An 18,766-nucleotide genomic window follows, 5' to 3' on the forward strand; every position below is an offset into this window, starting at 1 on the left:
GACAACGGAGTCACGCATGCTGCTCGCCGCAACCCCACCACCGGCCGAGGCACCCTCCCACACCGGCGGAATCCTTCCGCTCATCGACGGCACCGCCGGTCTGCTGACCGTCGCCGCCCTCGGCATCGCCCTCCTCCTCTTCCTGATCATCAAGGTCAGGCTGCAGCCGTTCGTCGCACTGCTCGCCGTCTCCATAGCCGTCGGCCTGGGCGCCGGACTCTCCGTCACCGAACTCTTCGGCACGGTCCAGAAGTCCGCCGCCGTCTCCGTCATCGAGTCCGGCATGGGCGGCATCCTCGGCCACGTGGCGATCATCATCGGCCTCGGCACGATGCTCGGCTCGATCCTCGAAGTCTCCGGCGGAGCAGAGGTGCTGAGCACCCGGCTGCTGAACCTCTTCGGCGAGAAGCGGGCCCCGCTCGCCATGGGCCTCACCGGCCTCATCTTCGGCATCCCGGTCTTCTTCGACGTCGGCATCTTCGTCCTCGCGCCGATCGTGTACGCCGCCGCCAAGCGGTCCGGCAAGTCGATCCTGCTCTACGCGATGCCGCTGCTGGCGGGTCTGTCCATGACCCACGCGTTCCTGCCGCCGCACCCCGGCCCGGTCGCCGCCGCCGGACTCTTCCACGTCTCCCTCGGCTGGGTCATCCTGATGGGCGCCGTCGTCGGCATCCCCGCCGTACTCGCCGCCTGGGGCTACGCCGCGTGGATCGGCAAGCGGATCTTCGTCGAGGTCCCGCAGGACATGGTCGAGGCCGCCGAGGAGGCCAGGGCCGCGGTCGTCGCCGAGCAGCGGGCCGCCGGGGTCACCCCGCGCGAGGAACCGGTCGCGCTCTCCACCGTACTCACGATCATCGGCACCCCGCTGGTGCTGATCCTCGCCGCGACGTTCTCCTCCATCGCGCTGGACCCCTCCACGCCGCGCTCGGTCATCGAGTTCTTCGGCAACCCCTTCGTCGCCCTGACGATCGCGCTGGTGCTGGCGTACTACCTGCTGGGCATCCGCCGCGGCTGGTCCCGCAAGTCCCTGGAATCGGTGTCCACCTCGTCCCTGAAGCCGGTCGGCAACATCCTGCTGGTGGTCGGCGCGGGCGGTGTGTTCGGCGCCGTCCTCAAGGCGAGCGGCATCGCGGACGCCCTCGCCAAGACCTTCGACGACGTCGGCCTGCCGGTCATCCTGCTCGCCTGGCTGATCTCCGTGGTCCTTCGCGTCGCCCAGGGCTCGGCGACCGTCGCCATCGTCACCACCGCGGGCATCGTCGTCCCGCTGGTCGAGGGCCAGGACCTGTCCCAGGCACATCTCGCCCTGATCATCATGGCGATCTCGGCCGGCTCGATCTTCGCCTCGCACGTGAACGACGGCGGCTTCTGGATGGTGTCGAAGTACTTCGGCATCTCCGAACGCGACACCCTGAAGTCCTGGACGGTCCTGGAGACGGTCCTGTCGGTCGCGGGGTTCGTGGTGGCGGCGCTGCTGAGTCTGGTGATCTAGCGCCTCCCGTCCGGATCACGCCGGGCTCACGTCCCCCGGCGCCGGGGCCGAGGCGGAGCGGAGCGGTTCGGGCCGCGCCGAAGCCGATCGGCCGGGGGCCGTCCAGAGGCGGCGGCAGCAGCACGTTCCGCGGCTTCACCTCGCGGTGCGCGATGCCCGCCCCGTGCCGGTGCCGGGCCGTGCCGATGCCGCCCCGTACCGGTGCCGCCCCGTACCGGTGCCGCCCCGTGCCGATGCCCGCCCCGTGCCGCCCGGCGAAAGCCGCCCGGAACGTGCAGCAGCGCCGCCGGGGGAGCGGCGGCGCTGCTGGTCACTGATGCCGGCCGGCCGTGGGCCGGCGGCCGGGGAGTACCGGCTACGGCAGGCCGTGCACGTGCGGGCCCACCGCGTTCGACCAGGCGTTGCCCGACTTGGCGTCCCAGTTGGTCGACCAGGTCATGGCCCCGCGCAGACCCGGGTAGGTCTTCGAGGGCTTGAACGAACCGCAGCCGGTGCCCTTGGCCAGGCAGTCCAGGGCCGCGTTCACGACCGACGGCGGCACGTAGCCGCTGCCCGCGCCGCTCGTGGAGGCGGGCACACCGAGGCCGACCTGCGACGGGTCGAGGCCGCCCTCCAGCTGGATGCAGGCGAGCGCGGTGAGGAAGTCCACCGAGCCCTGCGAGTAGACCTTGCCGTCGCAGCCCAGCATCGAACCGCTGTTGTAGTACTGCATGTTGACGACGGTCAGGATGTCCTTGATGCCGAGCGCCGTCTTGAAGTACTCACCGGCGGTGGACTGCATGTCGATGGTCTGCGGGGCCATCGTGATGACGAGGCCGGAGCCCGCCTTCTGCGACAGCGAGCGCAGCGCCTTCGTCATGTACGTGGAGTTGAGGCCGTTCTCCAGGTCGATGTCGACGCCGTTGAAGCCGTACTCCTGGATCAGCGAGTAGACCGAGTTCGCGAAGTTGGCCGCGGAGGCGTCGCTGTTGACCGAGACGGAGCCCTTCTCGCCGCCGACCGAGATGATGACGTTCTTCCCGGCCGCCTGCTTCGCCTTGATGTCGGCCTTGAACTGGTCGACGGTGTAGCCGTTCAGGCCGGCCGTGTCCAGGTTGAAGGTGACGGCGCCCGGTGAGCCGGTGGCGTCGGCGAAGGAGACCGCGATGATGTCGTAGTTCGCGGGCACGTCACTGAGCTTCTGCACGGTCGCGCCGTTGTTGAAGTTCTGCCAGTAACCGGTCACCGCGTGCTTGGGGACGGACGTGCCCGGGTTGGGGTTGCCGCCGCCCTCCTTCGCCGTACGGCCGCTGACCGTGCCGGACCTGACGGACTCGCCGGCCGCGTTGGTGGCGGTCACCGAGAACTGGTACGCCGTGTCGGCGGCCAGCCCCGTGACCGTCGCCGAGTTCCCGGTGGTGGTGGTCGCCTTCGCGCCGTCCCGGTACACGGTGTAGCCGGTCGCGCCGGAGACCGCGTTCCAGGACAGGGCCACGGAGCCGGTGGTGGTCGTGCCGACCGCGAGACCGGCCGGGGCGGACGGGATCGTCGGCTCCGGGTCGGTGCCGCCCCCGCCGTCGGGGCCGTTGACCGAGACGTCGTCCACCAGATAGGCGGCCTGCCCGTACCAGCCGTGCGTGTAGACCTGGACCGAGGTGGTGCCGGGCCCGGTCTTGAAGCTGGTGGTGAGCTGCGTCCAGCCGGAGGAGCCGGGGGACCAGGTCGACACGTCGGTGGTCCCGGTGCCGCTCGCGCCGAGGTACGCGTACCCGCCCTGCACCCAGGAGCTGAGCGTGTACGTCGAGTCGGGCTTCACGGCCACGGTCTGGGTGCACTTCGCGGTGTCCTGGCCGGACGGGGTGGCCCTGAGTGCGGCGGTGCCACCGTGCACGGGGGAGGAGACGGTGGCACCGCTGCCGCCGGAACAGGTCCAGTTGGCGAGCCCGGACTCGAAGCCCGCGTTCTTGGCGACATTGATGTCGGCCGCCTGGGCATTTCCGGCGAGACCCGTGGCGGTCAGCGCGCCAGCCGCGAGAACGGCCGCGACGGCGCCGACGAGGGGACGGTTGTAGCGCCTGCGGATTCTGTGGCCGTTGGCGGGGGAAGGTTCCACTTGCTGCCTCCGTGGGGAGTCGGGGATGCCTGCCGGGGTATCCGTGCGACAGCCGGCGGGGTGGACCGGCGGTACTCGGGCCGTCCGGAAGGTGACGGGCAGAAGAAGGGGATGTGGAGTTGAGGAACGGTGGCCACCGCTGGCCGACAAAACTGGTCCAGACCAATCGAGTTGTCAAGACCTCTGGCAACGGGACCTGCGACGACCGCACCGGCCCGAGGGGTCCGGGGTCGGTCCGCCGGCCGCCTCCGGGTGCCTCCGCGCGGGCTCCGGAACGGCCTCGGACCGGCCTCCGCTTCCTGTGAATTGACGTTTTGTTGACCTCGTGCGGCGGCGTCGGACCCCGTGCGGGTGAAGTGTCCGGAGTGCTCGGACAGTGACCGCCCGGCCTCCGAGGGGTTCGACGCGGCAGGTTCCGCATCCGCGCTGACGTGCGGCGATGAATTCGGGGCCCGGGTGACCGGAAGGTGTATCGGTAACCCTCCGCAGTTGTACAGAAGTTGACGATTTTCGATTTGATCCGATTTAGCACCGGGGCGTTACGCGGGCGCCTCGCACACGTTGTCGGACTGGCCTCCGAAAAGTGTTCTCTGCCAGGTAAGACGTGGATAAAGTGCTGAGGCAGAACCGCGGAGCAGGAGCGATTGCGGCCGACGTCATGACCGGCGTCCGGCCGGAAGCCGAAACGGGGAACAGCGTGCCGACCGCAATAGCAGTGACCAGTGCTGACTTGGTACTACCTCCGACCGATCAGCAGACACCGACAGCCGCCCTGTTGCAGGCTCCGGATGCCCAGGCGCTGGACATGGCCATCGGTGACATGCACGTGCTGCTCGAACAGCACGGCTATGTCGTCGCCGTCTATCCGAGCGCCATCTCGCCCGCCCACGAGCGTCGGCTCTACTCCGTCCGCTCGGTCCTGGAGAGCGACCGCATCGCCCTGGTGAAGACCGACCTGCCACCGCTCGGCGTGGCCGTACTCGTGCGGCAGTTGCGCCAGTTGTCCATCTGTGACTTCAGCCCCGGGGTGGTGGCCTCCGCCGCCCGGCTGCTGGCGCACTACATCCACGCGGGTGCCCTGCTCCACTCGGTCACCAAGTTCGACCGGATCCCGGTCGACCTCAGGACCCATGCCAAGTCCTGGGTGCCCGGCTCCCAGTTCGCCGTGGTCACCGGGCCCGAACCACAGCTCGTCAAGGTCGGTCCGAAGGCGGAACTCCCGACCGGCCCCGAATTCGCCACTCACCTGATGACCGCCAAGGGGCAGTCCCAGTCCGAGTGGGTGAAGGAGACCCTCGCGCCCGCGTGGAAGGTCCAGTCCATTCACGAGTCCGCACTCCCGTCCGATTCCTCCGCATGGTGGGGAACCGGGAAACTGGTGGAATTCGCCGCCTATCTGCCAGACATCTCCGTCCTGTACCAGTTGGTGTCCTCGGTGCGCCGGGAGAACTGCCACTGGTGCGGAATGGAACTCATCGGTGACCGCTGCGGGTTCTGCTCCTCCCCGCTGCCCGCGGCGGAGAACCGAAAGCACCCAGCCGGTGTCCTCAGCCAAGGAGCGCTCGCACCACCGCAGTCCTAGCACCACCGCAGTCCCCGCGCTTCCGCTTTTCCTCCGTAGACGCCCTTCCGTCCGCTGCCCCACGCATCCGAATTGAACGAGGTTGTCCGGCCCATGAACTCCCGTCAGCGCCGCGGCGTGATACTCCTGCTTTTGTCGGTTCTGTGCGCCTTCGGCGCCTTCGCCGGCGTGCTCTCGGTGATCAGCGACGTCAATTCCAAGGTCGGGCCGGAGGTCTCGGCCTACCAGCTGAAGTCCGATGTAGCCCCCTATACCGCCCTGTCCTCGGGGCAGTTCGAAAAGATCTCGATGCCCAAGCGCTGGCTGTCCACCAACGCGGTGACGGACCTCTCCGAGGTCAACGGCAAGATCGCGGTCACCCAGCTGCGCAAGGGCTCGCTCCTCCAGTCCGACATGATGCAGCGGCGTCCCGAACTCCAGCCCGGAGAGCAGGAGATCGCCATCATGATCGACGCCGCGACCGGTGTCGCGGGCAAGATCACCCCCGGTGCCACGGTCAACATCTACGCCACCTTCGATGGCGAGCGGGACGGTGCCCCGTCCCAGTCGAAGGTCATCGTCTCCAACGCCAAGGTCCTGGACGTCGGCAAGCTGACCGCCCTGGAGCCCAGCCGCGACGGCAAGTCCAGCAGCATGGGCACCGAGGCGGTCCCGATCACCTTTGCGCTCAACACGCTCGACACCCAGCGCATCGCCTACGCCGAGTCCTTCGCGGCGCACGTACGCCTCGCGCTCATCGCCTCCGGCAGCGACAGCACCATCCGCCCGGGCGACCGCACCTACACGCTCGACAAGGACAAGTGAGGATCGAATGACCACGAGGATCCTCCCGGCCGTCGGTGACATCGACGCGGCCAGATCCGTCACCACCCTGCTCAGCCAGCTCCCCGACGCAGAGCCGGCCGCTCCGGTCACCGACTCGACGCAGCTCATCGACACCCTCGCCCGCCTCGCGGGCGAAGCGCTCGACGATCTGCCCGAGGTCGTGCTGGTCCACGAGCGGATCGGACCGGTGCCGGCGCTGGAACTGATCCGGGAGGTCTCCCTGCGCTTCCCCGCCATCGGGGTCGTGCTGATCACCGCCGATGTCACCCCCGGTCTGTTCTCGTCCGCGATGGAGTCGGGTGCGCGTGGTGTCATCACCCTCCCCCTGAGCTACGAAGAACTGGCCAGCAGGGTTCAATCCGCGGCCCAATGGGCCGTCGGAGTCCGCCGCCACCTGACCACCGGGAACGATGTCTTCACCGGTCCCGGCGGTACGGTCGTCACCGTCAGCGGTGCCAAGGGCGGTGTGGGCGCCACCGTCACCGCCGTACAGATCGCCCTGGCATCCCAGAAGTCCGGGCGCACTGTGGCCCTGGTCGACATGGACCTTCAGACCGGTGACATCGGCTCGTATCTCGATGTGCAGTTCCGGCGCTCGATCGTCGACCTTTCGACGATCACCGACATATCGCCACGCGTCCTGTCCGATGCGGTGTTCAGTCACGGCACCGGCCTGGCGCTGCTGCTGGCCCCCAACGAGGGCGAGAGCGCCGAGGAGGTCAGCGACCGCTCGGCCCGGCAGATCGTCAGCGCCCTGCGCTCGCGCTACGAGATCGTGGTGATCGACTGCGGCAGCCAGCTCCAGGGCGCCAGCGCCGCGGCCATCGAGATGGCCGACACGGCACTGCTGGTCACCACACCCGATGTGATCGCGGTGCGCGGTGCCAAGCGGGTCGTACGGATGTGGGAACGGCTCCAGATCCGCAAGGCCGAGGACACGATCACGCTTGTCAACCGCTTCATCCGCAGCACGGAGATCCAGCCGCAGCTGATCGAGAAGATCACCGGAACCACGACGGCCAGCACCGCCGTTCCTGCGAACTTCAAGGAGCTCCAGGCCGTCGTCGACGCGGGCCGGCTGCATGAACTCGACTCCAAGAGCACGGTCAAACAGGCCCTCTGGGCCCTTGCGGGCGAGCTCGGCATCGTCAAGGTTCCTGAGAAGGAGAAGAACGGCGCGAAGAGCATCGCGAAGTTCAAGAACGACCGAGGCTCGATCGGGCGCCGACGCGACCGCGACGCCCGGAACCGGCAGACGACCTAGGGGGCAAGTTGACCAATGGCACTTACCGAGACGAGAGACACGGAGATACGGGGAAGGCGTTGCGGTGACGTTGCCCCGGCGGGGCCGCCCGATCGGGGCCTGACACGGGGACGGACGCGCGGACGGCTGTTCGGCCGCGAGCGTGATCGCGGCCAGACCGCGATCGAGTTCCTCGGCGTCACACCGCTGATCATCCTGCTGGCGGTCGCGCTCTGGCAGTGCGCGCTGATCGGCTACACGTTCAGCCTGGCGGGGAACGCGGCGGACAAGGCCGCGCACCAGGGAGCCATCGCGCCGGGCGTGCGCGGGCAGGCATGTCGGAACGCGGCCGAGAAGAATCTGCCGAAGGCCTGGCGGGAGTCGATGAAGCGGACGACGTGCCGCAGCTCGGGAGACATGTACGAGGCCGAGGTCAAGCTGCAGGTTCCGGTCCTGTTGCCCGGCGTACTCAACTGGCCGTTTCGTGTCGAAGGCAATGCCGCGTTCCCGGTGGAGGCCGACCGATGAGTACACGCACGCAGACATCCGGCCGGACGGTCGCCACCACCGCCACCTCCCGCCGCGATCGGGGCCAGGTCGCCATCGAGTACCTGGGCTTCATCCCTCTGCTGCTCCTGGTCGGTCTCCTGGCGATCCAGGCGGGCCTCGCCGCGTACGCCGCCAACCAGGCGGGTACCGGGGCCCGCGCGGGAGCCCGTATGGCCAGCATGTCGATGGGTGGCTGCGACGAGGGGGCAGCCAAGGACGCGATGAGCGACTGGACCGCTGACCGGGCCGATGTCTACGGGCCCTCCTCCTTCGACGAGGTCACCTGCACCGTCAGCGTCGACGTGCCGGACATCATCCCGGGCGTCCATATCTGGGGCCCGGCCGAACGCAGTTCCACGATGCCCCGCACCTGACCGGCGGCGCACCGCACCGCTGCCCCAGCGGCGGATCACCAAGCAAGTGGGAACGAGGAGTCACGGAATGAGTCTGCGGGCACGCATGACCGCCCCCGAGAAGAACGGCGGGGCGCGGGAAGACAGCCACATGGTGGCCACCTACCGCGCCAAGCTGCTCGAAGAGATCGACCTGGCGGAGATGTCCTCGCTCGCCGCCGCAGACCGGCGGGCTCGGCTGGAGCGTGTACTCAGCCACATCATCAGCCGTGAGGGCCCGGTCCTCTCGACGGTCGAACGCACTCAGCTGATCCGCCGGGTCGTCGACGAGGCCCTCGGGCTCGGCATTCTGGAACCGCTCCTCGAAGACGCGTCGATCACCGAAATCATGGTGAACGGGCCGGACCAGATCTTCGTCGAGCGCAGCGGCAAGGTCGAGAAGCTGCCGATGCGCTTCAGCTCGCACGAACAGCTGATGCAGACCATCGAGCGCATCGTGTCGACGGTCAACCGTCGTGTGGATGAGCAGAACCCCATGGTTGACGCGCGTCTACCCAGTGGTGAGCGTGTCAACGTGATCATCCCGCCGCTGTCGCTGACCGGCGCCACGCTCACCATCCGACGGTTCCCGAGGGCCTTCACGCTCCAGGAAATGATCAATGTCGGCTCGCTCGACGATCAGATGCTGATCCTGCTGGCCGGCCTCGTCCAGGCCAAGCTCAACGTCATCGTCTCCGGTGCCACCGGTACCGGGAAGACGACGCTCCTCAACGCGCTCTCCGGTCTGATCCCCGACAGGGAGCGCATCGTCACCATCGAGGACTCGGCCGAGCTCCAGCTCCAGCAGAGCCACGTCATCCGGCTGGAGTCCCGGCCGGCGAACGTCGAGGGCAAGGGCCAGATCACCATCCGTGACCTGGTCCGCAACTCCCTGCGTATGCGACCCGACCGCATCGTCGTCGGTGAGGTCCGTGGCGGTGAGTCGCTCGACATGCTCCAGGCGATGTCGACCGGTCACGACGGCTCGCTCGCCACCGTCCACGCCAACAACGCCGAGGACGCGCTCATGCGTCTGCAGACCCTGGCCTCGATGTCCGAGATCAAGATCCCGTTCGAGGCACTGCACGATCAGATCAACAGCGCCGTCGACGTGATCGTCCAGCTCACCAGGCACGCCGACGGTTCCCGAAAGATCACCGAGATCGCAGTCCTCGACTCGCACGGGCGCGACCCCTACCGCATCGTGACCGTCGCCAAGTTCGACGCCCAGCCGATGGACGCCGAGGGGCGGATCAACGGCGAGTTCAACTACCTCCCGATCCCGCGCAAGATCGCCGAGCGCCTCTACATGGCCAGCCAGCCCATCCCGCAGGCCTTCGGGGTCGCCGAATCCGCCGAACAGCTCGCCACCCGAGAGGCCAACTAGGTAACGTGCCATGACGAATCTTCCTCTTCTCACCATCGGCGTGACGCTGCTCGCCGGCGTCACTGGCGTCGTGGGCCTGCACGCCTACTCCGGTGGCAAGGCCGACCGTGACGCCATGGTGGACCGGCTCTCGCACACCGGTCACATCCCGGAGACGGGACGCCACCGCCGCTTCCGGGGCTTCGACAGCAGACTGCGTAAGACCGGCCTGGGCCGGAAGATCGAACTCAAACTGGCCGCCACCGGCCTGGACATCACTCCGGGCGAGTTCTTCGTCTACGCGCTCGCCGCCCTGGCCGGGCTCTGGTTGATCGCCTCGTCGCTCCTCGCCAGCTTCTTCGGCCCGGTCGCCGCCCTCATCGGCCTCTGGGGCACCAACGCCTTCCTGAACTGGCAGCGGACCAAGCGCACCGAGCGCTTCATCAACCAGCTTCCCGAGCTCGCCCGCATCCTCGCCAACGCCACCCAGGCCGGCCTCGCGCTGCGTACTTCCATCAGCATGGCAGCGGATGAGATGGACAACCCGGCGGGCGAGGAACTGTCCCGGGTCTCGCGGCGCCTCGCCGTCGGTGAACCGCTCGACGACGCGTTGAGCGAGCTGACCGACCGTCTGCCCTCCCGCGAACTCGTCGTCCTCGTCACCACCCTCGTCCTGTCCAACCGGGCCGGCGGAACGGTCGTGAGTTCGTTGCGCAACCTCACCGAGACGCTGGAGGAGCGCAAGGAGACCCGCCGAGAGGTCAAGACCCAGCTCTCCCAGGTCACCGTCACCGCCTACGCCGTCCCGATGTTCGGCCTGGGCACCATGCTCCTGATGGACACGGTCATGCCCGGCGCACTCGACCGGATGACCGGCGCCTTCTTCGGCCAGGTCGCGGTGGTCGTCTCCATCGTTCTGTACGCGATCGGATTCATCGTGATCCGCCGCATGTCCCGGATCGACGTCTGATGGGCGGGGCGAACATGGACCTGCTGCTCGCAGGCGTCATGGGACTCGCGGTGTACGGGGCCATCGCCGGGATCCGCATGTACCGGCGCGACGCGAAGCTCCCCGGTGACCTCGCGATCGCGCTGGAGGTCGGTTCCACCCGCACCAGCGCGGTCGGCTCCGGCATCGACCGTCTCGGCATGCGCTGGGCCCCCGCGGTCCTGCGGATGATGGGGCCCAAGGCCGTCAACAAGAAGCGCCGCCAGATCGACCTGGCGGGCAACCCCGGCGGTCTGACGATCGACCGCTACGCGGCGCGCCGCGCCGTCTACGGAGGCCTCGGCACGCTCGGGGCCTTCACGATGCTCTTGCGAGGCCAGATCTTCTTCGCCCTGATTCTGGTCGCCTTCGGGATGTTCTGGGTCGAGGTCGGGCTCTGGTCGGCGGTGCGCGTCCGCCGTGAACACATCGACCGGACGCTCCCGGACTTCCTCGACGTGCTCGCAGTCGTCGTGTCGGCGGGACTCGGTTTCCGTCAGGCGCTGGGGCGCGTCGCCGACAAGTACGAGGGGCCCTGGGCCGACGAGCTCCGCATCACCTTGCGCCAGATGGACATGGGCGTCAGCCGCCGGGAGGCCTTCGAGCAGCTGCGTAAACGCAATGACTCGGAGCAGGTCGCGATGTTCGTGACGACGCTCCAGCAAGGTGAGGAGCTCGGTGCCCCGATCGTCGAGACGCTGATCCAGATCGCCAACGACATGCGGCGCACCGACGCCCAGAACGCCCGCCGGAAGGCGGCCAGGGCCGTTCCCAAGGCGACCTTCGCGGTCACCACCTTTCTGCTCCCCGGAACGTTGGTGCTGCTGACGGTCGGCTTCGTCTACGGAGCCGACATCGACCTGGGCTTCCTCTCGGGCGGCTGATGTGAACGACGCGGGCGGCAGAGAAATCGGGGCGGAGGAGGTGACAGGCTCATGTCGTTCCAACTCGGTGGGACCCAGACCGGACTGGACGCGGAGGTACGCAGCGCGATAGCCGATCCGGGCTCCCGCCCGGCGTTCGCCATCCAGCTGAACGCGCTCCAGGCGATGTGCAGGCAGGTCTTCGGCTTCCGGCTCGCGATGATCGCCATGGCCACGCCGTTTGCGCTAGACCACACCGCATCGGGTCTGGCCTCCTGGTTGATCGGCTCGGCCATCCTTGTCACCTTCATGGGTTCCTACGTCCTGTTCCGCGACTGGGAACGCTTCGGCCCCGTTCTGCTGCGCCACCCCTGGCTGCTGGGCATCGATGCCTTCTTCGGCGCCCTGTTGCTGGTCACGGCCACGCCCGAATCCACGCTCGCGTATGTCACCGCGTGCACCCCTCTGCTGGCCGGTCTCGTCTCGGGCTGGCGCGGGGCGGCGGTCTTCGCCGCACTCCAGATCGTCATCGTGCTCGGTGTGTACGCCACCGACCCGAAACTCCAGCCCGCGGACGCCACGGCGTTCCTGCTCCCCGGCTTCTGCGTCATCGCGGGCGCCGTCGGCGTCACGCTTCGCAATCTGCTCCTCCGCTTCGGGACGGCCAGCCAGGCGCTCACCGAGACCCGCGCCCGTCTCGCCGTCAACGAGGCCGTGGAGGCCGAACGCACTCGCCTCGCCCGGGAGATGCACGACTCGGTCGCCAAGACCCTGCACGGTCTGGCCCTGGCAGCCGACGGCCTGGCCGGTTCGTCCGACCGGATGGATCCGCTGACCGTCAAACATCAGGCGGAGCTGGTCGCACGCGCCGCCCGCCGCGCCGCGGCGGAATCCCGCGAACTCCTCTCGGACCTCCGCCGCGAGTCGGGGCTGGACGGCGGAGTGGACGTCGTACGCGAACTCCGCGCCCGCACAGAGGACTTCACCCGACGGCACGGACTCACCGCAACCTTCCGACTTCTCAGCGACGAGCCGATCCCGCACGTCCCCCAGGTCGTCGCCCGCCAGCTGTTCACCATCGCCTCCGAGGCGATGGAAAACGCCCACCGTCACGCACACCCCACCTACCTCGTCGTACTCGCAGGTGTGAAGGGCGATGTCCTGCGCGTCAGCGTGTACGACGACGGGCGCGGCCTGCCCCCGGGCACGACGCTCGACGACCTCCGGCACGCCGGGCACTTCGGCCTGGTCGGAATGGTTGAGCGTGCCGCGTCCATCGGCGCCCGCATCCGCATCGGAAAGGGGAAGGAGACCAAGGGCACCGAGGTCCGCCTGGAACTTCCGATCGCAGCTCTCCTCGCCTCTGCCGGCGCGGAGCAGACCGACTGAACCGCTACGTTTTCACCCTCGCCCCCAGAGACCCTTGAGAGGAGGTCGCAGATGCCGGAAGACGTCTCCCGAGCGTCGGGCCAGAACTGGGCCGCTCAGAACCACGCGTCCCAGCACACGTCCTCGCACGTCACCCCGCTCAACTCGGAGCCCAGTTCCAACGCGTTCCCCGTCCCCCAGCAGCCCGCGGCATCCGAGCCCATGCCTCCGTTCCCCGCAGCGGCACCCGTGGCCTTTCCCAGTGCCCTGCGGGTCGTCGTCGCCGACGACAACCCCGTGGTCAGGGCCGGCCTCGGCGTCCTGCTCTCCGGCCGCGACGACATCGAGGTCGTCGCGGAGGCCGCGGACGGCCGCCAGGCCTACGACATGGCCGTCCAGCGCCGTCCGGACGTCGTCCTGCTGGACGTCCGGATGCCCGGCGTCGACGGCATCTCCGCGCTGCCGCACCTCGTGCAGGTCGCGCCCGTCATGATGCTGACCTACAGCCGAGAGAACGAGATCGTCCACGAGGCGCTGCGCCTGGGCGCGAGCGGCTATCTGGTTCACGGCGAATTCACGGCAGATCAACTGGTGCAGGCCGTGCGCGACACGAGGGACGGCCGCGCCCACTTCACCGCCACCGCGGCCAACGCCCTCCTCGCCCACATGCGTCAGGGGCCAGGGGCGCAGTCACGACCGCTTCCGGAAGGGCTCGGGACGGCTCTGACCACGGGGGTTCCCTACCAGGGACCCGGATACGACGGCCACGCCCCGAGTTCCGTTCAGCAACACGGTGCGCCTGCACATGCACCCCAACCCGAACTGTCTCCACCTGCGCCGCGACCTGTCCGGACACCGCAGGGTCTTTCGCATCTGCAACCAGTTGTGGCACAGTCTTCCATGGCCGGGGAACCGGGCGCGATGCTCAACAGGCAGCAGTACGGGTTGAGTTCACGGGAGGTGGAGGTCATGGAGCTGATCGCTTCCGGCATGAGCAATCAGCAGATCGCCGCCACCTGCTTCATCAGCGAGAAGACGGTCAAGAACCACATCAACCGCATCTTCACCAAGCTGCACAGCGCGAGCCGCAGCGAGGCCATTGCCCGCTGGCTCGGCACGGCGCCCTCGGCGGGGCGCGGAGCGCGCGAGGCCGGTGGTCACCGTGGCTGAGCGACAGGCCGGGACGGGGCGAGCGGGGCGTGGGGCCTGGCAGCACGCCTCGGAGGCGAAGGCCCAACTGACGTTTTGGGCCCGGGAATGGGCCCTGGGACCCTCCGGCGAGCGGGGTGCACCGCCATATGTTTCTCATGTCGCCAGCGGTACCGGCCAGGAGGAAGCCGGTACCGCAGGCGACACCAAAGAAACTTGCGAGTCGGCCGGCTACCGGTCGGCCGAACCCGGAGGGGAACACCATGTCGGACATCACCCTGAAGACCGCCGTCCGTATCAACGGCTGGGCCAACACCGCCGTGACCCGCATCCAGAAGCGCTACGAGAACCTGGACCGCGGCCAGACGGCGTTCGAGTACCTGGGCATCATCCTGGTGGTCGTGGCGATCATCGGCGCGATCATGGCCACGGGTATCGGCGACGCGATTTCTACGCGGATCAAGGGTCTCGTGACCTCCATCACCTCGGGGGGCAAGTGATCGGACGTAGCCGCCGCGATGCAGGGCAGGCCTTCCCCATCTACGTAGTGATGGTGGCGGGCCTGCTCTTCCTCGTGTTCGCATTCTTTGCCGTCGGCAAGGCAGCCGCCTTGCGCAACGGTGCCCAGGGAGCGGCGGACGCGGCGGCGCTGGCCGCAGCGCGTGAGGCCCGCGACAACTTCGAGGCCGGATTCCTCGCCTCGCTCCCCGAGGACCTGCTCGATACGTACCTTCGGGCCCACCCGGTGATGGGCTGCTCCGCGGCACAGGGGCTTGCCTCTGACAATCAGGCGGACGTCAAGTCCTGCTACGCGATCCCCGGTGGTTACGAAGACCGGATCAAGGTCCGGGTCGAGGGACGCAAGGCGGTCGACTCGTCGGTTCTGCCTGGCTCGGAGAATACGAGGGCGGAGGCTACAGCCACCGCTGTCATCAAGTTTCGTTGTAGCTGGACGTCCGTCGATCTCAACGACGACAGCATCCGGGACATCTTCTTCTTCACGTGCGGCACGGACTTCCTGGAAATCAGTCCAGGCAGTCCGCCCCCCTGGTCGCAGGTGAGCAAGATCCTCTACGACGTGCACCTGGTCGACAATTGATGGCGAACGACGAGTAAAGGAATCAGAACCCATGAGCATTCGGCGCTCCACCAGGTTCCGAAGGGCGGTGGCAGCCGTCTCGCTGGCGGCGGTGCTGCCCTTGGCTGCCACCGGTTGCGGCACTGATGGTGGCGGAAAGACGAGCGATTCGGGCTCGTCGCCGTCGTCCTCCATCCCTTCCAAGCCCTCCGAGGGGGACAAGGGGGCGAAGCAGGAGGACACTGCGGCAGGGGACAACGTGGACCCGAGTGTGAAACTCGCTCAGGTCAATGGTCGCGATGGGCTGATTCTTGTCGTCAACGAGGTAAAGCGCGATAGTGGCGGGTTCGTTACTGTCAGTGGAGTGATCAAGAATGAGAGCGACACGGCTAGCAGCAGCTCTCAGCTGTCGGGTAGTGAGAGCGCCATCGTGGCCAGTAACCCGAATTCTGTAGCGGGCGCGACACTTGTGGACAAGGTTGGCAAGAAGCGTTACTACATTCTTCGGGACACGGATGGGCGATGCCTCTGCACAACCGGGCTGACAGCGATTTCGGCCGGAGGGTCGGTCCCCATCTTCATGCAGTTCCCAGCTCCTCCCGCCACCAGCACTGAGGTTGACTTCACGCTGCCGACGTTTGCCACTGCGTCGCTGAAGATCTCTGGGTGATGACCGACATGACCCACTCCCTGAAACGCCGCAGGCCAACGCAGATTGCGGGCCATGTCATCGCAGCCGCTCTGCTCACGGCAAGTGCCGCCTTCCTGGGGGTGCCGAGCGCGATCGCCGACGACGGCCCCAGTGTGCCCCCCGGCACTGAGGCGACGTCAGTGCCCCCGGTCAAGGTTGACCCCAACGACCCCGACCTGAAGATGCCCGAGGGTGGCACGCTAGCCCCCGCCAAGGTTCTCGACATTGTCCAGGTGGTCGAGGACATGGGAGGCGACGAGCGTCGCGAGGACAGCAACGCGAACATCAAGTTCGCGCTCCAGGCCGAGGTCCTCTTCGGCAAGGACAGTGCCAAGCTGAGCTCCGCGGCCAACTCCCGCATCGCTGCCATCGCCGCCGAGATCAAGAAGCAGAACGCCACCAAGGTGCGCGTCTTCGGCTTCACCGACAACCTCGGCTCGTCGGAGCATGGCGACGTGCTGTCCAAGCAGCGCGCCAACGCGGTGCAGTCGGTGCTGGTGAAGGATCTCGGATCGACCGTCACCTTCGAGATCCGTGGCTACGGCGAGCAGTACCCGATCGCCGACAACAGCTCGGAAGAGGGTCGCAAGAAGAACCGCCGCGTGGAGGTCTCCTTCCCGCGCGGCACGTCTTCCTGAGGACCAGCGCCACAGCAGGGGCCCGGCACCGCGAGCACATCGCGTGGCGCCGGGCCCTTGTCGTCGTCCGGCTACAGCAGGTGGTCGGCCTTGCCGGCCTTGATGTCGCGGATCAGTTGCTGGAGCGCTTCGCGGCTGTCGACGAGGTAACGATCCTCCTCGCCGCGAACGGCGATGAATCCATTGCCTTCCCTGTCTGTGCCGAGCCTGAAGCAGTTGTTCCCCTCGCCGCAGTACGGCTCTTCCCAGTCGATCTCGGGCATGCTGAACATCCTTAGAGTTGACGGGAGATGGCGCGAATGAAGTCCCGGGAGTCGCCGGAAGGCAGCGAGGCGTCCTCCATCCAGTCCAGATGTGCGCGGTACTTGGTCAGCTGCGCATCCGCGTGCATGAACTCGGGACCGTGAGCTGAGTCGAGCTGCACGGTGTCGAGTTGGGGCACAACACCGTGGGCATAGAGGAGTGCGTGTCCCGCTCCGGGGAACGCGCCTCGGTCCACCGGGATCACCCGCACATCGATGTGTTCCCGCTCCGACATCTCGCACAGGTGCAACAACTGCTCGCGCGTGACGTCCCGGCCTCCGAACTGCATGCGCAGGGCGGCCTCATGTACGTACCCCACATAGGCGATGGGGACTTCGCGGTCGAGTACCTGTTGCCGTTCCATGCGGTGTGCGACCCGCAGTTCGATCTCCAGCCGGGTCAGTTCGGGCAGAACGGCGCCGAACACCGCGCGGGCGTACCCGTCGGTGTGGAGCAGGCCAGGAAGGTGGACGGTCTGCGCAGTGCGGATACGCGTTGCGTGCCATTCCAGTTCGGCGATGTCCAGGAGGCCGGACGGGAGAGTGCCCCTGTACTGCTCCCACCACCCACGTTCGGGCTGCTCGGCCATTTTGGCGAGTGCGTCTACGTAGAGAGCCTCGGCACAGGCGTAGTTGCAGGCCAAGGTCCGCACGCGAGCGGGCGTAATCGGGCGGACGCCGCCCTCCATGTTCGAGATCTTCGTCCGGTCGATGCCCAGTAGTCCGGCCGCGTACGAGGTGGTTGCCTCGGCTGCGACGCGCATCTTGCGCAGCTCGGCACCGAGCCGCTTCTGGCGCTCTGTCGGAGTGGAACTGCTTGGCATAGGCCCTCTCTTCCGCGGACTGTGGGGACAGTCTGCCGCCGCAGAGGGTGCCCAGTCCAACACATTGGAGGCAATTGCCTCCAACTCAACGGCACGCGTGCCATTGCTGCGCTACGTTAGGTCACGCACCGCTCACACAGCGCTGACGAGCCGGAAGTGCATCACGCGGTCCTGCCCGCAACCTCCTGCCCTGGGAGGGGCGGTCCCGCGTCAGGGAGACAGGCCACCGCTCGTCCACAACACAACAACGTGAGCCACCCGTGCGCGCCCACGCGAAAGAGAGATGCCGCCAACCCGCCACCCGCACCAGGGGAGTCAGTCATGCATTCGTCGCCACGTGCCCCGCTCTGCCCGGCCGTTGCCGAGGCGCGCACGCCGGCCCCGTATTCCCACCGCGCTCTGCGACCGGCCCCGCAGTCCGCCCCTCGGCCGGGCGGGTCCGGTCGAGGGCTCGCTCTCAGCTTCACGCTCCCCGGGGACGTGCGCAGTGCGTTCGTCGGGCGTACCGCCGTCGCCGCCGCGTTGGAGGCCAACGGGCTCGCCCCGTACGTCTGGCCCGCCACGTATGCCGTCGCCGAACTCGTCGCGGTCACCGCCAGGATGAGCCCGGGGCGGGAGCTCTACGTCTCCCTGCGGCACCGGAGTGACGCGATCCGTCTTCTCGTCTGGGACCGGCATCCGCACCACGGCGATCGTGACCTGGCGACGCTCTGCGAGACACGGCGACGGCGGGCGTTGTGGTTGCTGGCGGCCGTGGTCGACGACTGGGGCGGGGAATGGGGCGTCTGCGAGGCGCAGCCGCCGCAGTTGGGTATCAAGTCATGGGTGATGCTGCCTCGTTGACGGGTCGGAGGGTTGTGGAGAGCAGGTGTGGATATCTGCGATCAAGGCCGCGAGGATAGGGGTGTGGGGCGTACTTGATCGGCAGCTTCCTGTACAGCCGCGCACTTACTTGACCGGGGGATCTCGTTGTCGGAACGTCAGGAAACGATCGAGCGCAACCTGTGGGCTGCACCGGCTCTCTTTGTGTTTGTGGCGTGGGTGCTGTTCAAAGCGGATTCCAGTCCGGTGATGCCGAAAATCGCCTGGGTCGTTTATGCGGCCGGTTGGATTCCGGTTCTGGGGATGCTCGGCCGGACTGCCGTGCAGCGACGGAACCCTGGGATCGGTGCGGTCTTCGGCTGCGGAATCCTCCTGATCATGGGGGCCGTGTTCCTGGCCAACCATGGATGACGCCCTGGGGCCGCCCGCGACCGCGCAGGGGCCCGGCACCGCGTGAGTCTCGCGGTGCCGGGCCCCTGTCGTTGTCCGGCTGCAACAGGCG

Annotated in this window: 20 protein-coding genes; 17 read left to right on the plus strand and 3 right to left on the minus strand. The window is 67.8% G+C overall.

What is annotated here, in order from left to right:
* Positions 1–16 precede the first annotated feature (16 nt).
* A complete protein-coding gene (locus tag ACGF8B_RS04245) occupies positions 17–1,492 on the plus strand; it encodes a GntP family permease (protein ID WP_392734664.1) in 1,476 nt (491 codons plus the stop codon).
* A 355-nt stretch (positions 1,493–1,847) separates the two neighbouring features.
* Here ACGF8B_RS04245 and ACGF8B_RS04250 read toward each other — a convergent pair whose 3' ends face one another.
* Positions 1,848–3,584 (minus strand): chitinase, encoded by a 1,737-nt coding sequence (locus ACGF8B_RS04250; protein WP_392734666.1) that lies wholly within the window; start codon positions 3,582–3,584, stop codon positions 1,848–1,850.
* A 715-nt stretch (positions 3,585–4,299) separates the two neighbouring features.
* Between ACGF8B_RS04250 and ACGF8B_RS04255 the strand changes: the two genes are divergently transcribed.
* The 14 genes from ACGF8B_RS04255 to ACGF8B_RS04320 all read left to right on the plus strand — a co-directional run bounded on the left by ACGF8B_RS04255 (position 4,300) and on the right by ACGF8B_RS04320 (position 16,316).
* Positions 4,300–5,166, plus strand: coding sequence for a hypothetical protein (locus ACGF8B_RS04255; RefSeq protein ID WP_266688932.1), 867 nt, complete (start codon positions 4,300–4,302; stop codon positions 5,164–5,166).
* 93 nt (positions 5,167–5,259) lie between these two features.
* A complete protein-coding gene (cpaB, locus tag ACGF8B_RS04260; RefSeq protein ID WP_360538604.1) occupies positions 5,260–5,970 on the plus strand; it encodes a Flp pilus assembly protein CpaB in 711 nt (236 codons plus the stop codon).
* A gap of 7 nt (positions 5,971–5,977) precedes the next feature.
* Entirely contained in the window at positions 5,978–7,255 is a 1,278-nt protein-coding gene (locus ACGF8B_RS04265; RefSeq protein WP_392734668.1) for a CpaE family protein, read from the plus strand.
* A gap of 15 nt (positions 7,256–7,270) precedes the next feature.
* Positions 7,271–7,762 (plus strand): TadE family protein, encoded by a 492-nt coding sequence (locus tag ACGF8B_RS04270; protein ID WP_392734670.1) that lies wholly within the window; start codon positions 7,271–7,273, stop codon positions 7,760–7,762.
* Positions 7,759–8,157 (plus strand): TadE/TadG family type IV pilus assembly protein, encoded by a 399-nt coding sequence (locus ACGF8B_RS04275; protein ID WP_392734671.1) that lies wholly within the window; start codon positions 7,759–7,761, stop codon positions 8,155–8,157. The genes ACGF8B_RS04270 and ACGF8B_RS04275 overlap by 4 nt, the downstream gene beginning before the upstream one ends.
* Positions 8,158–8,224: 67 nt before the next feature.
* Positions 8,225–9,562, plus strand: coding sequence for a CpaF family protein (locus tag ACGF8B_RS04280; RefSeq protein WP_389744126.1), 1,338 nt, complete (start codon positions 8,225–8,227; stop codon positions 9,560–9,562).
* 10 nt (positions 9,563–9,572) lie between these two features.
* A complete protein-coding gene (locus tag ACGF8B_RS04285) occupies positions 9,573–10,511 on the plus strand; it encodes a type II secretion system F family protein (protein ID WP_360538590.1) in 939 nt (312 codons plus the stop codon).
* 14 nt (positions 10,512–10,525) lie between these two features.
* On the plus strand, positions 10,526–11,413 hold the full coding sequence (locus ACGF8B_RS04290) for a DUF5936 domain-containing protein (RefSeq protein WP_360540194.1): 888 nt from the start codon (positions 10,526–10,528) through the stop codon (positions 11,411–11,413).
* A gap of 51 nt (positions 11,414–11,464) precedes the next feature.
* Positions 11,465–12,781: a sensor histidine kinase gene (locus ACGF8B_RS04295; protein ID WP_392734674.1), complete on the plus strand. Its 1,317-nt coding sequence runs from the start codon at positions 11,465–11,467 to the stop codon at positions 12,779–12,781.
* A 51-nt stretch (positions 12,782–12,832) separates the two neighbouring features.
* On the plus strand, positions 12,833–13,930 hold the full coding sequence (locus tag ACGF8B_RS04300; protein WP_392734675.1) for a response regulator: 1,098 nt from the start codon (positions 12,833–12,835) through the stop codon (positions 13,928–13,930).
* Positions 13,931–14,172: 242 nt separating this feature from the next.
* Positions 14,173–14,409, plus strand: coding sequence for a hypothetical protein (locus ACGF8B_RS04305; protein ID WP_360538581.1), 237 nt, complete (start codon positions 14,173–14,175; stop codon positions 14,407–14,409).
* Positions 14,406–15,008 (plus strand): pilus assembly protein TadG-related protein, encoded by a 603-nt coding sequence (locus tag ACGF8B_RS04310; RefSeq protein ID WP_389744133.1) that lies wholly within the window; start codon positions 14,406–14,408, stop codon positions 15,006–15,008. Before ACGF8B_RS04305 ends, ACGF8B_RS04310 begins: the two co-directional genes overlap by 4 nt.
* A 31-nt stretch (positions 15,009–15,039) precedes the next feature.
* Positions 15,040–15,657 (plus strand): hypothetical protein, encoded by a 618-nt coding sequence (locus ACGF8B_RS04315; protein WP_392734676.1) that lies wholly within the window; start codon positions 15,040–15,042, stop codon positions 15,655–15,657.
* Between the two features lie 8 nt (positions 15,658–15,665).
* A complete protein-coding gene (locus ACGF8B_RS04320) occupies positions 15,666–16,316 on the plus strand; it encodes an OmpA family protein (RefSeq protein WP_392735468.1) in 651 nt (216 codons plus the stop codon).
* Between the two features lie 71 nt (positions 16,317–16,387).
* Here ACGF8B_RS04320 and ACGF8B_RS04325 read toward each other — a convergent pair whose 3' ends face one another.
* Together ACGF8B_RS04325 and ACGF8B_RS04330 are read right to left on the minus strand one after the other, a co-directional pair.
* Positions 16,388–16,579 (minus strand): hypothetical protein, encoded by a 192-nt coding sequence (locus ACGF8B_RS04325; protein ID WP_342285225.1) that lies wholly within the window; start codon positions 16,577–16,579, stop codon positions 16,388–16,390.
* A gap of 11 nt (positions 16,580–16,590) precedes the next feature.
* Positions 16,591–17,442, minus strand: coding sequence for a helix-turn-helix domain-containing protein (locus ACGF8B_RS04330; protein ID WP_392734678.1), 852 nt, complete (start codon positions 17,440–17,442; stop codon positions 16,591–16,593).
* 480 nt (positions 17,443–17,922) lie between these two features.
* Between ACGF8B_RS04330 and ACGF8B_RS04335 the strand changes: the two genes are divergently transcribed.
* Together ACGF8B_RS04335 and ACGF8B_RS04340 are read left to right on the plus strand one after the other, a co-directional pair.
* Positions 17,923–18,285 carry an ATP-binding protein gene (locus tag ACGF8B_RS04335; RefSeq protein WP_392734681.1) on the plus strand — a complete coding sequence of 121 codons (363 nt, stop codon included), beginning with the start codon at positions 17,923–17,925 and terminating at the stop codon, positions 18,283–18,285.
* Between the two features lie 126 nt (positions 18,286–18,411).
* Positions 18,412–18,675, plus strand: coding sequence for a hypothetical protein (locus tag ACGF8B_RS04340; RefSeq protein ID WP_392734683.1), 264 nt, complete (start codon positions 18,412–18,414; stop codon positions 18,673–18,675).
* The last annotated feature ends 91 nt before the right edge of the window (positions 18,676–18,766 follow it).

The sequence above is a fragment of the Streptomyces sp. NPDC047917 genome (assembly GCF_043204345.1).
GTDB lineage: Bacteria > Actinomycetota > Actinomycetes > Streptomycetales > Streptomycetaceae > Streptomyces > Streptomyces sanglieri.

Coding starts and splice junctions, on each gene's coding strand:
- ACGF8B_RS04320 (WP_392735468.1), top strand. CDS start 15,666: ATGACCCACTCCCTGAAACGCCGCAGGCCAACGCAGATTGCGGGCCAT.
- ACGF8B_RS04295 (WP_392734674.1), top strand. CDS start 11,465: ATGTCGTTCCAACTCGGTGGGACCCAGACCGGACTGGACGCGGAGGTA.
- ACGF8B_RS04315 (WP_392734676.1), top strand. CDS start 15,040: ATGAGCATTCGGCGCTCCACCAGGTTCCGAAGGGCGGTGGCAGCCGTC.
- ACGF8B_RS04300 (WP_392734675.1), top strand. CDS start 12,833: ATGCCGGAAGACGTCTCCCGAGCGTCGGGCCAGAACTGGGCCGCTCAG.
- ACGF8B_RS04325 (WP_342285225.1), bottom strand. CDS start 16,579: ATGCCCGAGATCGACTGGGAAGAGCCGTACTGCGGCGAGGGGAACAAC.
- cpaB (WP_360538604.1), top strand. CDS start 5,260: ATGAACTCCCGTCAGCGCCGCGGCGTGATACTCCTGCTTTTGTCGGTT.
- ACGF8B_RS04270 (WP_392734670.1), top strand. CDS start 7,271: ATGGCACTTACCGAGACGAGAGACACGGAGATACGGGGAAGGCGTTGC.
- ACGF8B_RS04290 (WP_360540194.1), top strand. CDS start 10,526: ATGGACCTGCTGCTCGCAGGCGTCATGGGACTCGCGGTGTACGGGGCC.
- ACGF8B_RS04305 (WP_360538581.1), top strand. CDS start 14,173: ATGTCGGACATCACCCTGAAGACCGCCGTCCGTATCAACGGCTGGGCC.
- ACGF8B_RS04265 (WP_392734668.1), top strand. CDS start 5,978: ATGACCACGAGGATCCTCCCGGCCGTCGGTGACATCGACGCGGCCAGA.
- ACGF8B_RS04275 (WP_392734671.1), top strand. CDS start 7,759: ATGAGTACACGCACGCAGACATCCGGCCGGACGGTCGCCACCACCGCC.
- ACGF8B_RS04285 (WP_360538590.1), top strand. CDS start 9,573: ATGACGAATCTTCCTCTTCTCACCATCGGCGTGACGCTGCTCGCCGGC.
- ACGF8B_RS04245 (WP_392734664.1), top strand. CDS start 17: ATGCTGCTCGCCGCAACCCCACCACCGGCCGAGGCACCCTCCCACACC.
- ACGF8B_RS04330 (WP_392734678.1), bottom strand. CDS start 17,442: ATGCCAAGCAGTTCCACTCCGACAGAGCGCCAGAAGCGGCTCGGTGCC.
- ACGF8B_RS04280 (WP_389744126.1), top strand. CDS start 8,225: ATGAGTCTGCGGGCACGCATGACCGCCCCCGAGAAGAACGGCGGGGCG.